12 protein-coding genes are annotated in these 15,258 nt (G+C 39.4%); 6 read left to right on the top strand and 6 right to left on the bottom strand.

Annotation, left to right across the window (positions count from 1 at the left end; translation table 11 throughout):
- Nucleotides 1-30: 30 nt before the first annotated feature.
- The 4 genes from adhP to DEU42_RS04915 all read right to left on the bottom strand — a co-directional run bounded on the left by adhP (nucleotide 31) and on the right by DEU42_RS04915 (nucleotide 4,621).
- Nucleotides 31-1,065 (bottom strand): alcohol dehydrogenase AdhP, encoded by a 1,035-nt coding sequence (adhP, locus tag DEU42_RS04930; RefSeq protein WP_114757176.1) that lies wholly within the window; start codon nucleotides 1,063-1,065, stop codon nucleotides 31-33.
- An 86-nt stretch (nucleotides 1,066-1,151) separates the two neighbouring features.
- Nucleotides 1,152-2,654, bottom strand: coding sequence for an aldehyde dehydrogenase family protein (locus DEU42_RS04925; protein WP_114757175.1), 1,503 nt, complete (start codon nucleotides 2,652-2,654; stop codon nucleotides 1,152-1,154).
- Between the two features lie 230 nt (nucleotides 2,655-2,884).
- Nucleotides 2,885-3,946 carry an inorganic phosphate transporter gene (locus tag DEU42_RS04920; RefSeq protein WP_114757174.1) on the bottom strand — a complete coding sequence of 354 codons (1,062 nt, stop codon included), beginning with the start codon at nucleotides 3,944-3,946 and terminating at the stop codon, nucleotides 2,885-2,887.
- A gap of 27 nt (nucleotides 3,947-3,973) precedes the next feature.
- Nucleotides 3,974-4,621, bottom strand: a complete 648-nt coding sequence (locus DEU42_RS04915) for a DUF47 domain-containing protein (protein ID WP_114757173.1) — start codon at nucleotides 4,619-4,621, stop codon at nucleotides 3,974-3,976.
- Nucleotides 4,622-4,820: 199 nt separating this feature from the next.
- Between DEU42_RS04915 and DEU42_RS04910 the strand changes: the two genes are divergently transcribed.
- The 4 genes from DEU42_RS04910 (at nucleotide 4,821) to DEU42_RS04895 (ending at nucleotide 9,919) form a co-directional block, all read left to right on the top strand.
- A complete protein-coding gene (locus DEU42_RS04910; RefSeq protein WP_114757172.1) occupies nucleotides 4,821-6,449 on the top strand; it encodes an acyl-CoA carboxylase subunit beta in 1,629 nt (542 codons plus the stop codon).
- A gap of 117 nt (nucleotides 6,450-6,566) precedes the next feature.
- Nucleotides 6,567-7,523: an alpha/beta hydrolase gene (locus DEU42_RS04905; protein ID WP_114757171.1), complete on the top strand. Its 957-nt coding sequence runs from the start codon at nucleotides 6,567-6,569 to the stop codon at nucleotides 7,521-7,523.
- Between the two features lie 65 nt (nucleotides 7,524-7,588).
- Nucleotides 7,589-8,245 (top strand): class I SAM-dependent methyltransferase, encoded by a 657-nt coding sequence (locus DEU42_RS04900; RefSeq protein ID WP_114757170.1) that lies wholly within the window; start codon nucleotides 7,589-7,591, stop codon nucleotides 8,243-8,245.
- Between the two features lie 54 nt (nucleotides 8,246-8,299).
- A complete protein-coding gene (locus DEU42_RS04895) occupies nucleotides 8,300-9,919 on the top strand; it encodes a M1 family metallopeptidase (protein WP_114757169.1) in 1,620 nt (539 codons plus the stop codon).
- A 344-nt stretch (nucleotides 9,920-10,263) separates the two neighbouring features.
- Here the strand turns inward: DEU42_RS04895 and DEU42_RS04885 are convergent, their stop codons facing one another.
- On the bottom strand, nucleotides 10,264-11,310 hold the full coding sequence (locus DEU42_RS04885; RefSeq protein ID WP_114757167.1) for an AMP-binding protein: 1,047 nt from the start codon (nucleotides 11,308-11,310) through the stop codon (nucleotides 10,264-10,266).
- Nucleotides 11,303-12,244, bottom strand: coding sequence for a CPBP family intramembrane glutamic endopeptidase (locus tag DEU42_RS04880; RefSeq protein WP_114757166.1), 942 nt, complete (start codon nucleotides 12,242-12,244; stop codon nucleotides 11,303-11,305). The genes DEU42_RS04885 and DEU42_RS04880 overlap by 8 nt, the downstream gene beginning before the upstream one ends.
- Nucleotides 12,245-12,320: 76 nt before the next feature.
- On the opposite strand from DEU42_RS04880, the gene arsC reads away from it, so the two are divergent.
- Nucleotides 12,321-12,662 carry an arsenate reductase (glutaredoxin) gene (gene arsC, locus DEU42_RS04875; protein WP_114757165.1) on the top strand — a complete coding sequence of 114 codons (342 nt, stop codon included), beginning with the start codon at nucleotides 12,321-12,323 and terminating at the stop codon, nucleotides 12,660-12,662.
- A gap of 53 nt (nucleotides 12,663-12,715) precedes the next feature.
- Nucleotides 12,716-15,232, top strand: a complete 2,517-nt coding sequence (locus DEU42_RS04870) for a TonB-dependent receptor domain-containing protein (RefSeq protein ID WP_114757164.1) — start codon at nucleotides 12,716-12,718, stop codon at nucleotides 15,230-15,232.
- Nucleotides 15,233-15,258: the final 26 nt, after the last annotated feature.

The following is a 15,258-nucleotide window of genomic DNA, read 5'->3' as shown; positions in this document are numbered from 1 at the left end:
AACATGAAAATGTTTCCTGCACAAGTAAAATTATCCTTTAGCGATTTCCAGAACCATACGCCCTTCAATCTGTCCTTTTTTCATTTTATCAAAAACGTCGTTTACATCTTCAAGCTTTGCCGACGTAACGTTAGCTTTTACTTTCCCCTCAGCAGCAAATTCTATAGCTTCCTGAAGGTCTTTTCTTGTTCCGACTATAGAGCCTCTAATAGTAATTCGGTTCAGTACTGTATCAAAAATAGAAAGATCAAAATTACCTGGCGGCAGTCCATTTAATGCCATAGTTCCTTTACGGCGTAACGTTTCCAGTCCCTGTTTAAAAGCAGTTGGCGAAACTGCTGTTATTAAAGCTCCATGCATTCCGCCCGTTTCTTTTTTTAGGTATTCACCCGGATTGGTATTCTTTGCATTTACTACAAGGTCGGCACCTAATCGTTTTGCAAGATCTAATTTATCATCTGCCACATCAATAGCAGCCACATGCATTCCCATAGCCTTAGCATACTGAACCGCTACGTGTCCCAACCCTCCAATACCTGATATAGCAACCCATTCTCCCGGTTTTGTTTCAGTTTCCTTTAATCCTTTATACACAGTAACACCAGCACATAATATCGGAGCCATTTCCATAAAATTAGGATTGTTAGGCAGTTTGCCAATATATCTTGCGTCTGCAATAACATACTCTGCAAAACCGCCATCTACACTGTAGCCACCATTTTGTTGGGTTTCACAAAGGGTTTCCCACCCGGTAATACAATGTTCACAACCTCCACAGGCACTATATAACCAAGGCACACCAACAGGGTCACCTTCTTTAACATTATTTACATCCTGTCCTACAGCCACTACATAGCCCACACCTTCATGCCCGGGTATCAATGGCATCTTTGGTTTTACCGGCCAATCGCCATCCACAGCGTGTAAATCCGTATGGCAAACACCACTAGCAATAACTTTTACCAGAATTTGATTTCTTCCTGGTCTTTTAACCTCAACCTCCTCTATTTGCAGAGGCTTTCCAAACTCACGGACAACAGCAGCTTTCATGGTATTGGGTATCATAATATATGTTTTGATTAGTTAATAATGAATTAGCTTACAATAATCAGGGCTGCTATGTGGCAGCCCTGCACCAAACAATTTAAATTCTAAAAGAAGCCTAACTTATTTTTATCATAAGAGATAAGCATGTTTTTGGTTTGTCTGTAATGCTCCAGCATCATTTTGTGGTTCTCACGGCCAAAGCCCGATTTTTTATAACCTCCAAATGGAGCATGTGCCGGATAAGCATGATAATTATTTACCCATACCCTACCTGCTTTAATCGCTCTTGGCACCTGATATAATTCGTGTGCATCACGTGTCCATACCCCTGCACCAAGTCCGTAAAGAGTATCGTTAGCGATTTCAAGAGCTTCTTCGGTCGTTTTAAAGGTTGTAACACATACCACAGGACCAAATATTTCTTCCTGAAAAATCCTCATTTTGTTATGACCTTTAAAGATCGTTGGCTGAATATAGAAACCACCTTCAAGCTCACCTGCAAGATTGTTTACATCTCCTCCGGTTAGTACTTCGGCACCTTCTTCTTTACCAATCTTCAGGTATGATCTAATTTTTTCATACTGGTCATTAGAAGCCTGTGCTCCCATAGCTACAGTCTTATCAAGCGGATTACCTGTTTTAATAGCTTTTGTACGCTCTATCACACGGGCAATGAACTTATCGTAAATATCTTCATGCACAAGCATACGAGAAGGGCAGGTACACACTTCACCCTGATTCAGGGCAAACATAACCGCCCCTTCTACTGCTTTATCAAAAAAGGCATCGTCGGCATCGCCAACCGACTTAAAGAAAATGTTTGGAGACTTACCACCAAGCTCCATTGTTGAGGGAATAATATTTTCGGCAGCATACTGCATAATTAATCGGCCAGTTGTGGTTTCGCCTGTAAATGATACTTTAGAAATTCTTGGTGAAGTCGCAAGCGGTTTACCTGCTTCTACCCCAAAACCATTTACAATGTTTATTACTCCTGCAGGTACTACATCTTTAAGCAATTCCATTAGTACAATAATAGACACCGGAGTTTGTTCGGCAGCTTTAACAACAGTACAGTTACCTGCAGCTATAGCCGGCGCAATTTTCCAGGTAGCCATTAATAATGGAAAATTCCACGGAATAATTTGCCCTACCACGCCTATAGGCTCATGAAGCACTATACTCACTGTGTTTTCATCGTGTTCAGCGATCGTACCTTCTTCCGCACGGATAACACCTGCAAAGTAGCGGAAGTGATCTATACATAGCGGTAAATCAGCTGCAAGCGTTTCCCGTATCGCCTTACCGTTATCAATAGCCTCAACTGTAGCAAGATATTCCAGATTAGCCTCCATAACATCAGCAATCTTATTTAAAACATTGCTTCTGTACGCTGGAGATGTTTTACCCCAGGTTTCAAATGCTTCGTGGGCAGCATCAAGAGCCAGTTCGACATCTTCTTTGGTAGAACGTGCCGCTTTAGCGAACACTTTACCATCAATTGGTGATACGTTGTCAAAATACTCACCTTTAACAGGAGGCACAAATTTACCCCCGATAAAATTGTCATATTTGTCCTTAAATTCAGGACGTTTTGCTATACTCATAGTGTTTCGTTTATTTGTTGTATTTCAAAATTAACTCACTAAAACGTTAGAGTATAGCATAAATCAACCAATCGATAGCACAAAAATGACAGATTGCTATTTTTAAAAACCAAAAATTAAAGAGTCATCAAAAACAGATTTGTAATTATATGAATATCATAATTATACACAAAAAGGGCGGGCATAGATTACTCTATGCCCGCCCTTTTTTTATCTGTAAATCGTTGCTATTATGTAAAAAGCGAAACGATATAATATACAATTGCAGCAAGTACAGCCGATACAGGTATGGTTAGTATCCATGCCCAAAGAAGACTGATGGTTACACCCCAACGTACTGCAGACACCCTTTTAGTTACACCTACCCCGATGATAGATCCTGTAATAGTGTGTGTCGTTGATACAGGAATCCCTAAATGCTCGGCAGTATATAGTGTAATAGCTCCGGCAGTTTCGGCAGCAACACCTTCCAGTGAATTTACTTTAGTAATTTTAGACCCCATGGTCTTAACAATTTTCCAACCACCACTCATAGTACCAAGACCTATCATTAAGAAACTCGTTAGCGGTACCCACTCATAGTGAGAAACAAAATATTTGAAAGGATCTTCAGCCGTAAGATATGCCGTTTCTATATCAATTTTAGTATGATAATAAATTACCGCAGCACCAATGATACCCATAACCTTTTGTGCATCGTTTGCACCATGTCCAAGGCTGAATAATGCTGATGATACCAATTGTAACCTCTTGAACCATTTCTCTGCTTTAGATGGTACAGCTTTACGGCATATATTGAGGATAATGATAGTCAGAAGATAAGCTACCAGCATACCAATAAGTGGTGCAGCAAATATGAAAAGGATAATAGGAATAACTTTAGCGTAGTTTACTACAGTATTCATATCAGCTCCCGGTACAGTAAAAGCGTGCGCTAGTGCAGCACCCATAAATCCTCCGATAAGCGTATGCGAAGAAGACGATGGAATACCAAGTTTCCATGTTAGAAGGTTCCAGGTAATAGCCGCTATAAGTCCTGCAAGGATAACCTCAAGTGTGATAAAATCAACACTAACGGTTTTAGCGATCGTATTACCAATTTTAAACTCTCCTACCCAATACCTTGAAATAAAGTAAGCCAGGAAGTTAAAGAAAGCTGCCCAAAGTACGGCCTGAAAAGGTGTAAGCACCTTAGTAGCAACGATGGTAGCTATTGAGTTTGCGGCATCGTGAAATCCGTTGATATAATCAAAGACCAATGCCAGTATTATAATTACTATAAGTAATACCATTTTTAGAAATGCTTTTAAGTGGTTAGCTTATGAATGCTTAACAACGATAGACTCCAACACATTCGCTACTCCTTTACATTTGTCTGAAGCAGACTCAAGGGCAGAAAGCACTTCTTTATATTTAATGATGTTTTTAGCATCAGTTTCGTTCTCAAAAATATCGGCAACGGCTTTATCAAATACGTTATCCGACTTATTCTCAAGCTTATTTATTCTTTTACAAGCATCAGAAATACCTTTAAGGTTTTTCATATCCTTAAGATCAGCAACAGCAGCATGTATTAGCTGAGAACCCTCAAGGGTAATCTCGGTCATTTTACGGATAGACTTGGTAATCTTATCAACCTGATACAATCTCATTCTGTTAGCAGCACCATAAAGGTAGTCAGCCACATTGTCAATTGCACTGATTAGCGCATGGATATCTTCCCTGTCAAAAGGAGTGATAAAGTTACGGCTAAGTTCAAGGTTAGTCTGGTGAGCGATTTCTTCAATAATTGCTTCAAGTTCTTCAATTTTCCTGAAATAAGTTTCTCTTTGCTCTTTTGGAGCGTTAACAGCTTCATGAAGCGTCTCAGCAAGAATTACTAGGTTTGATGTTGCCTGCTCAAAAAGCGGGAAAAATTTCTTATCTTTTGGTACAAGAAATTGAAAGATACTGTTTAAAGATGCCATATCGTGTTTTTTTTCTGGTGCAAATGTACTTTTCCAATGTTAAGAAATCGTTAAGCCATTATGAACATGAGATTATTAATCTTAAGAATCTATTAACATATAGAATTAAACAGATTCTCAATAATTCCTTGTAATATCAAACGTTTTCGTATTTTAGCACCTCAAAAATAACAAACAACGCACAAATATACATATTACTATGGATATTAACTTCAATAAGAACGAAGACCACAATAAACTTCTTTTATCAGAATTCAAACAGAAGCTTGCCAAAGTAAAACTTGGAGGCGGTGAGAAACGAATCGCAAAACTACACAGTGAAGGCAAAATGACTGCCCGCGAGCGAATTGAATACCTTTTAGACAAAGATAGTAAAAGCATAGAGATAGGTGCATTTGTAGGCGACGGCATGTATGAAGAACATGGCGGATGTCCATCCGGCGGTGTCGTAATAAAGATTGGCTACATCCGTGGAAAACAATGTATCGTAGTAGCCAATGACGCTACCGTTAAAGCGGGGGCGTGGTTTCCTATTACAGGAAAGAAAAACCTTCGTGCCCAGGAAATTGCCATGGAGAACCGCCTGCCAATCATCTACCTTGTAGACAGTGCCGGGGTATACTTGCCAATGCAGGATGAGATCTTTCCTGACAAAGAACATTTCGGCCGAATTTTCCGTAACAATGCTATAATGAGCAGTATGGGAATTACACAGATAGCTGCCGTTATGGGAAGCTGTGTTGCGGGCGGTGCCTACCTTCCGATAATGAGTGATGAAGCCCTTATTGTTGACAAGACAGGAAGCATTTTCCTTGCAGGAAGCTACCTTGTTAAGGCCGCCATTGGCGAAAGCATAGACAATGAAACCCTTGGAGGAGCTACTACACATTGCGAAATATCAGGTGTTACCGACTATAAAGCCAAAGATGATAAAGACGCTCTTGATACTATCAAGAACATTGTTGACAAAATTGGTGATTATGACAAAGCTGGCTATAACCGTATAAAAGCGGAAAAACCTGCATTAGAAGAAAAAGAAATCTATGGAGTACTACCTAAACTACGTTCGGAGCAGTACGATATGATGGAAATTATTAAACGCCTTGTTGACAACAGTGAGTTCGAAGAATATAAGGCCGGATACGGTCAAACCATCATTACCGGTTATGCTCGCATAGATGGCTGGGCCGTAGGTATTGTTGCCAACCAGCGTAAGGTAGTTAAATCGAAAAAAGGCGAAATGCAATTTGGCGGCGTTATCTATTCCGACAGTGCTGATAAGGCTACCCGTTTTATTGCCAATTGTAACCAGAAGAAAATTCCGCTAGTATTCCTTCAGGATGTTACCGGATTTATGGTAGGCTCTAAATCAGAGCATGGCGGTATCATTAAAGATGGTGCCAAAATGGTAAATGCAGTAAGTAATTCGGTAGTACCTAAGTTTACCGTAGTTGTAGGTAACTCTTACGGTGCCGGAAACTACGCCATGTGCGGTAAAGCTTATGACCCAAGACTTATTTTTGCATGGCCAAGTGCTGAACTTGCCGTAATGGGTGGAACTCAGGCAGCAAAAGTATTACTTCAGATAGAGGCTTCATCACTTAAAGCAAGAGGTGAAGAAATAACTCCTGAAAAAGAATCTGAACTTTTTGACAAAATCAAAGCAAAATATGATGCTCAGGTATCACCATACTATGCTGCATCAAGACTTTGGACTGACGCCATAATCGACCCGCTTGATACCCGAAAATGGATCTCAATGGGTATTGAAGCTGCTAACCACGCGCCTATCGAAAAACCATTTAACCTTGGTGTGATACAGGTTTAATCTGTTATAATTTTAGTTTTCAGGCATTAGTCTGTTATAAATACATAATCCCGGTTATAAATTAATCTTTATGACCGGGATTTATTTTATATTTAGGGTCTTAAACTAAACTACTAAATGAAAGCTTTACTAACTAAACTGCTGCTTATGCTTGCGGTCATTAGCTGTTGGTCCCAACCCAAAGGAAAAATAGTTAAGATTGACGGCTTTAAGTCAAAATTTGTGCAGTCCAGAAACATAGAGATCTGGCTTCCTAATGGCTATGACACCAATACCAAAACAAGTTATCCTGTGCTTTACATGCAGGACGGACAAAATGTATTTAATCCCGAGACATCTATTCATAGGACCGCATGGGAAGCCGATGCTATTGCCGAAAGACTTACTGCCATCCATCAGATTCAACCCGTAATTATTGTAGCCATCTGGAATACAGACAACCGCTATATGGAGTATTTCCCCGAAAAGGCTTCTCTTAATTTTGTTCAGAATGACCAGGCTGTATTTCCTAAGGCAACAAAAGACGTAAACCCTAATGGTGTTGATTTTTTAGGCGACGAATACCTGAAATTCATTACTCAGGAGTTAAAACCTTACATAGACAAGCAATACAGAACAAAAACTGAAGCCGAAAGCACAGCAATTTGCGGAAGTTCTATGGGTGCTCTTATCTCATTATATGCCATTTGCGAATACCCTGAAATTTTTGGCCAGGCAGCCTGCCTTTCCACCCATTGGACACTGTTACCCGATGCTCCGCGTTCACAAATGTCTGAAGCATTCAAAAAATACTTATACGAGCACCTGCCCTCACCTGAAAACCATCGAATTTATTTTGACTATGGTACAAAAACGCTTGACCAGTACTATGGTGTGCATCAGCGAGGTGTAGACAACATGATGAAAAACAAAGGTTATACTACTGACAACTGGACGACCAAAAAATTTGAAGGTGAAGCCCATGTCGAAAAGGCATGGCAGAAACGTTTTGACCAGGTATTGTTTTTCTTATTCAAATCAGATAACAAAAAGGCAAAAACAGTTACCAAGGAAAAGACATCTAAAAAGAGTTAATACAAAGAGCCGGACAATTGTCCGGCTCTTTATTTACATGAGGTTATAATTTGTATTTTAGTGCTATGAAATTATCTGAAACTGAATTACAGGAACTCGCCCGCCAGCTACGTTGCCCCGATGGCAACAACGGACTGAAAGTAGCCGAAATGATGAACTTTACCAACAGTAACATTATCCATAAGGCGATTGACAGCCTTTCTCTTAATAACAATGATACAATTTTAGAAATTGGCCCCGGGAATGGTATTCATGTGAAAGACATACTTAATGTTGCTTCGAATTTAGACTACTATGGGATAGACATCTCTGAAACCATGATTACCGAAGCTTCTAAGCTTAATGCAGATTTTGAAAATGTATCCTTCAGCCTGACTGATGGCGATCATATTCCTTTTAGCGAAAGCCAGTTTGATAAAATATTTACCTGCAATACTATCTATTTCTGGAAAAACCCTCAGCAATACGCCAACGAGATAGCAAGAGTGCTTAAACCAAATGGATTAGTTACAATTGGATTTATCCCCGAAAGCACCATGCGAAAGATTCCGTTTGCTAAATATGGCTTTACCCTTTACACTATTGAAACCGTTACTGACATTATGGAATCTGCCGGTCTAAATGTTATTTATGCTAATACTGATACCGAAATGGTTATGAGCAACAGCGGAGAACAGATTGAAAGAGAATATGTGATACTGACAGCTAAAAAGTCTGTTTAGAGCTGTAACATTTCTTACATTCCGACACTAATAGTTCAACCAACCACTATTACTATGAAAAAAGCCTTTATTACTGCAATACTACTATCAGGCATCTATACTGCCACTGCACAAACCTACACCAGGCGTGACAGCCTGCAGGGCGGACTTCGCCCGGAGCGTACTAATTTTGATGTGCAGCGTTATGACCTGAATATTACGATTGACCCCGATAAAAAATTCATCTCCGGATACAACGATATCACCTTTAAGGTTGTTGAGAATACATCCAAAATTCAATTGGATCTTTTCGAAAACATGAAGATTGACAGTATTGTGGTAAAAGGAAACAAAACAACTTACAAAAGGGATAATGATGCAGTATTCATAAGTTTTGGGAAACCATTAAAGAAAGGCTATGAAGAAAAACTTCGTTTTTATTATTCAGGAAATCCAACTGTAGCAAAAAATGCCCCATGGGATGGCGGCTTTGTATTTAAAAAAGATGCCGCGGGCAAACCGTGGATAGGTGTTGCAGTTCAGGGGACAGGTTCAAGCCTTTGGTATCCGGTAAAAGATCACCAAACGGACGAACCGGACAAAGGAGCTACCATAAAAGTAGCAGTACCAAACGGACTGATGAACGTTTCTAACGGACGCTTTATGGGAAGCCAGGATCTAAAGAACGGATACACGCGTTGGGACTGGGAAGTAAAAAACCCTATTAACAATTACGATATTACAGTTAACGTCGCCGATTACGTGCATATTCATGATAAACTCAATACCCTGGATCTTGACTATTATGTATTGAGAGATAACGAACAGAAAGCCCGTAAACAGTTTGAACAGGTAAAACCAATGCTGGAATGCTTCCAATCGAAGTTTGGCAAATATCCGTTTGAAGAAGATGGTTATAAACTGGTGGAAACACCTTACCTGGGGATGGAACACCAGAGTGCAGTGGCTTACGGCAACAAATATACCAGAGGTTACATGGGCTACGACATGACCGGCACTGGTGTAGGTATGCTGTTTGATTACATAATCATCCACGAAACAGGGCATGAATGGTTTGGCAACAGCATCACTTCTAAAGATATTGCCGATATGTGGATTCATGAAGGTTTTACCACCTATAGTGAAACCGTATATGTAGAATGCCTGTATGGATATGACAAAGCCATGCAATACATAGGCGGGCAGCAAAAGAATTCTGAGAACAAAAAACCTGTAATAGGTGTTTTTGGCGTAAACAAAGAAGGTTCAGGCGATATGTATTATAAAGGTGCCGCTATGCTAAACACCTTACGTCATGTTGTAAACGATGACAAAAAATGGTGGGAGATCATTTATAATTATTCTGAAACGCATAAAAAAGGTATTATCGATACTGAAACGGTGGTAAATTACTTTAACAAGCAAACCGGCATGAACCTCACTCCTGTTTTTGACCAGTACCTGCGCTATAAAAATATTCCCAAACTGGAAATAAAACTCGATAAGAAGTCATTGCAGTTTCGTTGGGTAACGGATGTGCAACACTTTGCTATGCCTGTAGGAATTACGATTAACGGTATACCTGCCCGACTAAATGCGACCAATGAATGGCAAACTGTAAAGGTTGAAGCCACAGATATAAATGCCATAGAGCTAGAGAAGAATAAGTACTATGTAAAACTTGAGAAAATATAAAATGAATTTGAAACAACTAATTTCCTTAAAGTTTATCCTTACTATCATCGCAGTTATTACAACTGGTATTTTCTACAACAGCAATTATAATAGTCTAACAGAATTTCTAATCTTTTTCATTTCGTTTGGCATCTTTTATATGTTGAATGTTAAAATTGAAGAAGTCAAGAAAAACAGTAATGATCAGGGAGAAATGTTATAAAAAAGACAGCTTAAAAGCTGTCTTTTTTGATTTATATCCCGTCATTGTGAGGAGGCACGACGAAGCAATCTAATTGAGATTGCCACGCTCCATTGCATTACGCTCGCAATGACAAAGCGTATGCGTAGATTACATAAAATACTTATGCCTCTTCGAGTGTTTTATCCCTTATAATTTTACCTGATACTGTTTCTGCGAATTTAGGCACGAACAGTATTTCTTTAGGTTTTTCGAACTTGTTTAGTTTTTTGAACACCTCTTCATCAATTGTAATAGGTTCACCCTCTATAACAAGTACGAGTTTTTCGCCCAATTCTTCATCGGGAACACCCTTTACAAAGAAACGCTGACTGATCTTAGAAGACAATTTCTCCTCTATCTGTTCGGGGAAGAGCTTTACTCCTCCGCTGTTTATTACATTATCATAACGCCCTAACCAGATGAAATGAGTTTCATCAAGTACCTTTACTACGTCGTTAGTCACTACAGGTTCATCACATATCACATAAGGATCGATTACAAGACAATGCCTGTCATCTTCGCTTATCCTTACGTTTGGCAAAACAGTAAAAGCCTCCTCACCTACACGTTTGGCAGCGATATGCGTTATGGTTTCGGTCATGCCGTAGGTTTCATATATTTTGGTAGGCAATGCCTGCAATTGTTCAGACAACGCCTGGCTTACCTTTGCACCTCCTAAAATCACTTTTTTAACCTGATGCAGTCTTTCCAGCGAATGCTGCGCCTGAAGCGGAACCATAGCCGCAAAATCATAGTTTTGGTCAGAGGGTATAGGTGTAGATGTTGGTGCTACTAAATCCATATCCCATCCAAGGATTAAGGCGCGTACCAACATCATTTTACCGGCTACAAACTGTGTAGGAAGGCAATGCAATACCCTGATCCCTGCAGGCAGGTCAAAAAATTCGCCTGTAGCCATCGCAGAGTGTATCATTGCCTGTTTATCAACCCTTATAAGTTTTGGCACACCGGTTGTTCCTGAAGTCTGCATCTCGATATAATCCTTCTGATCAAACCAGTCCAGCAGGAAATCGCCCACAGCTTTTTCAAAAGGAAGATCGCCCTCTTTAATAAAGCTGTAAGCAATACGGTTAAGATCATCTTCATTAAGATGAAATCCATTCAGTTTAAATGCAGGGTGTACAAAGTGGTAGTCGATATTATTCATGGCCCTCTCCTATTTGGTTGATTGTTATTTCGTTTAGGGGCTGCAAATGTACTTCCCCGGTCAGTTTTTCTTTCCAGTTCGTCCATTTGTATATTCTACTAAAAATAAGCAAAAGAATTGGATAAATGATGATAAGTGGCAACAAAATGTCGAAACCGGCACTTGGTTCAGATTTATCTTTCAAAATCGAATCGGTTTGTAATGCCGTCCAGTCTGAAGTTACTAATAGGGCCGCTATCAGATTATTAGCTGCATGAAAACCAAGAGCAAGCTCCATACCTTCGTCCATTAAAGTTATTATTCCTAAAAGCAATCCCGTGCCTATATAATACAGTAACAATATATACCCCATCTTCTCAATTTCCGGATTGGCAATATGCATAAGTCCAAACATAAGCGAAGTGACTATTAATGCCGTTAGCTTACTGCGTGTTGCAATGCCTATGCCCTGCATAAGGTATCCCCTGAACAGGTATTCCTCAAAACTGGTTTGCATCGGTATCATTATTATGGAAATACAAGCCAGAATAGCAAACGGTACCGGCCTGAAATTAATCTCATAACTCTCAGGAGTAGAAAAATAAGCCATTGTCGTAGTTGCAACACTAAAAACTCCCCAGATGCCAAAAGCCGTAAAAATACGTTTCCAATCTACTTTTGCCCTTGCCGTTGTAAGACTTCGTATACTTTGTTTATTGACGAATTTCACCCATAACAAAAGTATTACAAGGAATATCGCTAAAGGCAACAGGCTCTCGAACAACACTTCGTTAGCTCCTTTAAGCGCAATTTGTTGCTGCATGAGCGTATCTACATCAATATCCATTACTACTATGGCAACATAGTTTAATAACATAAGAAACAGAAACACAATAGGAATAGGAAGGTATTTTATAATATCAAACTTTTTAGTGTAGGCCTGTTCAATAAACATAATAAATTAAGGTTTTGTTTGCACTAAGGTACTTCAAAATTTGGTTTATAATAACGACCTTTGCAAAAAGAATAAAATGATAACCATATACCATAATCCGCGATGCAGCAAGTCTCGCGAAGGCCTTCAGCTGTTAGAGCTTGAAGGAAAACCTTTTACCACTGTAAAATACCTTAATGAGCCTCTGACCAAAGAGGAACTTACTGAGATAATCAACAAGTTGAATATAAAGCCAATAGATCTTGTAAGGCAAAAGGAAGACATTTGGATTAAAAATTATAAAGACAAAGATCTTAGTGATGGCAAGGTTATTGATATAATGGTGGAACATCCGAACCTAATTGAGCGTCCGATAGTTGTAAATGGGAATAAAGCTGTTATAGCGCGCCCTGCAGAGAGGATAAAAGAAATACTTTAACCAAAAAAACATCACTATTAAGCTGCTTTAGGGCGGCATTTCTAATTTTTGCTATGAAAAAACTTCAATCATCGCTGTTACTGTTATTCTTATTTTTTGCAGTCACGGCATTTGCCCAAAGACCCGAAGGCCAGGGTGGAAAACCCGGAGGTCAGGGAGGCCCAAAAGTAAAAGTAACAGGGAAACTTATTGAACAGGATACTAAACAACCTCTTGAATTTGCCAACATAATTATCCAGACAACATCGAACGTAACCGTAAACGGAGGACTGACAGATGCCAAAGGTGAATTTAGCCTTGAAGTTCCGGCAGGAACTTATAATATCAAATACGACTTCATCTCTTTTAAAACTGTTGTCATTTCAAACAAAATCATAACTGAAGATACAAATCTTGGTACTACCGCAATGGCTTCTGATGCTACTCAGCTAAGCGAGATAGCCATAACTGCAGAACGCTCTACAGTAGAAATTAAACTTGATAAAAGGGTTTATACTGTAGGTAACGATATGATGGTTAAGGGAGGTACAGTAAGCGACGTTTTAGACAACGTACCTTCTGTATCAGTTGACGCCGAAGGAAATGTGGCCCTGAGAGGAAACCAGAGCGTGACCATATTAATAGACGGAAGACCATCTACGATGGCTGGAAGCAATGTAGCAGAAGTATTAAGACTATTGCCTGCCGATTCTGTTGATAAAGTTGAGGTTATCACTAACCCATCGGCGCGTTATGATGCTGAAGGTGGAGGCGGTATCATTAATATCGTTCTTAAAAAAGGTAAAGCTGATGGCTTTAATGGCTCTGTAGTAGCTACAACGGGTGACCCTGCCAATCATGGTGTATCAACCAACCTGAACTTCAGAAGCGAGAACTTTAATATTTTTTCAAATATTGGTTACAATTACAGGAAAAATCCGGGTAATTCAATGAACAATACAAAATACCTGAACGAAGACAATAGCGCTAAAAGCTATACGGATGAGAAAAGGGAAAATGTTCGTGAGCGCGAAGGATATAATGCCAGCTTTGGACTTGAATATTTCCTGACTAAAAAAACAACCTGGACAAACTCGGTTAACATCAGAAGAAATACAGGAGGCAACGATACTGATACCTACTATCAAAACTATGATGCCGATCATGTATTTACAAGCACACGTTACCGTAATAACAACGAAGATACAAACGAAACAAACGTTAATTACTCTACTAACCTTATCCATAAATTCAATGATAAGGGACATGAACTAAAAATTGATGGTTCGATATCGATGAGTAAGGACGACAATCTTTCAGGAATAAGCAATACAACCTTAGGAAGCGATACAACAACATACCAAAGAACCCTTAATAATCAGGAAGAAAACAGATCGCTGCTACAAGCTGACTATGTTTTACCAATAGGACAAAACAGTAAGTTTGAAGCAGGATATAGAGGTAGTTTCTCTACTCTTGATAATGATGCAAGAGCTGAAAACCTGGTTGACGGAAACTGGGCAAACGACCCTAACTACTCTAACTACCTTGAGTACAAAGAAAAGGTAAACGCGCTTTATACCCAGTTTGGATCTAAAGCAGGTAAATTCTCTTATTTATTAGGACTTCGTTGGGAAGACTCAAACATTGATGTAAACCTTCTTAGTACGGGTGAGTATAACAATAAGAATTACAACAACTTCTTCCCTAGTGCTTTCCTGACTTATGAGTTTAACCAAAACACTAATGCAAGTATTAACTATAGCCGAAGAATTAATCGTCCGAGAGGACGTTTCCTTAATCCTTTTTCAGGATTAGAAAGTAACATTAACATCTTTAAAGGTAATCCGGATCTAAATCCATCATACACTAACGCGATTGACCTGGGCTTCCTAAAAAAATGGTCGCAACTTACACTAAGCTCTTCTGCTTATGTTAACCTTACGGATGCTCCATTCCAGTTTATCAGAAGATTAAATGGCCTTTATGTAGAAGACACTCCGGTAATAATCACTTCTCCTACCAACATAGGAAAAGAGTTCCGTTTCGGGTTTGAATTCAACGTAAACTACAATCCTTTCAAATGGTGGAGAATAAACAGTAACTTTAATTTCTACAGAAACCAGACTGATGGCGATTACAGCTATAGCTATTTTGATCAGAAAACACAGCAAACGGTAAATGCTTACCTTGACCTGAACAGCTCAGGTGCATCATGGACAACGAGAATAAACTCTAAGATTTCGCTTCCATACAAAATAGACTGGCAGCTTAATGGTAACTATGAAGCTCCGCAAAACACATCACAGGGACGCAGAGTTGGTGTGGCAAGCGCAAATACATCATTCAGCAAAGACGTACTGAAAGACAAAGGAACAATAGGCCTTAGCATTCAGGATATCTTCAACTCAAGAAAAATGAAATTTGAAACGTTTATAAATGGCGAATCAAGCTCTTATAGCGAAATGCAATGGAGACAACGCCAGGTAACATTATCGTTCACTTATCGTTTCAACATGAACAAAAATGATAAGCAACAGCAGCAAAGACAGCAGCAAGACGGTGGTGGAGAAGAATACATGGGAGGATAAAAACACAAAGCGGGCTTAAAGCCCGC

The sequence above is a fragment of the Flavobacterium sp. AG291 genome (assembly GCF_003350375.1).
GTDB classification, from domain to species: Bacteria; Bacteroidota; Bacteroidia; order Flavobacteriales; family Flavobacteriaceae; genus Flavobacterium; species Flavobacterium suzhouense.
This window is presented reverse-complemented; position numbering and strand designations above follow the sequence as displayed.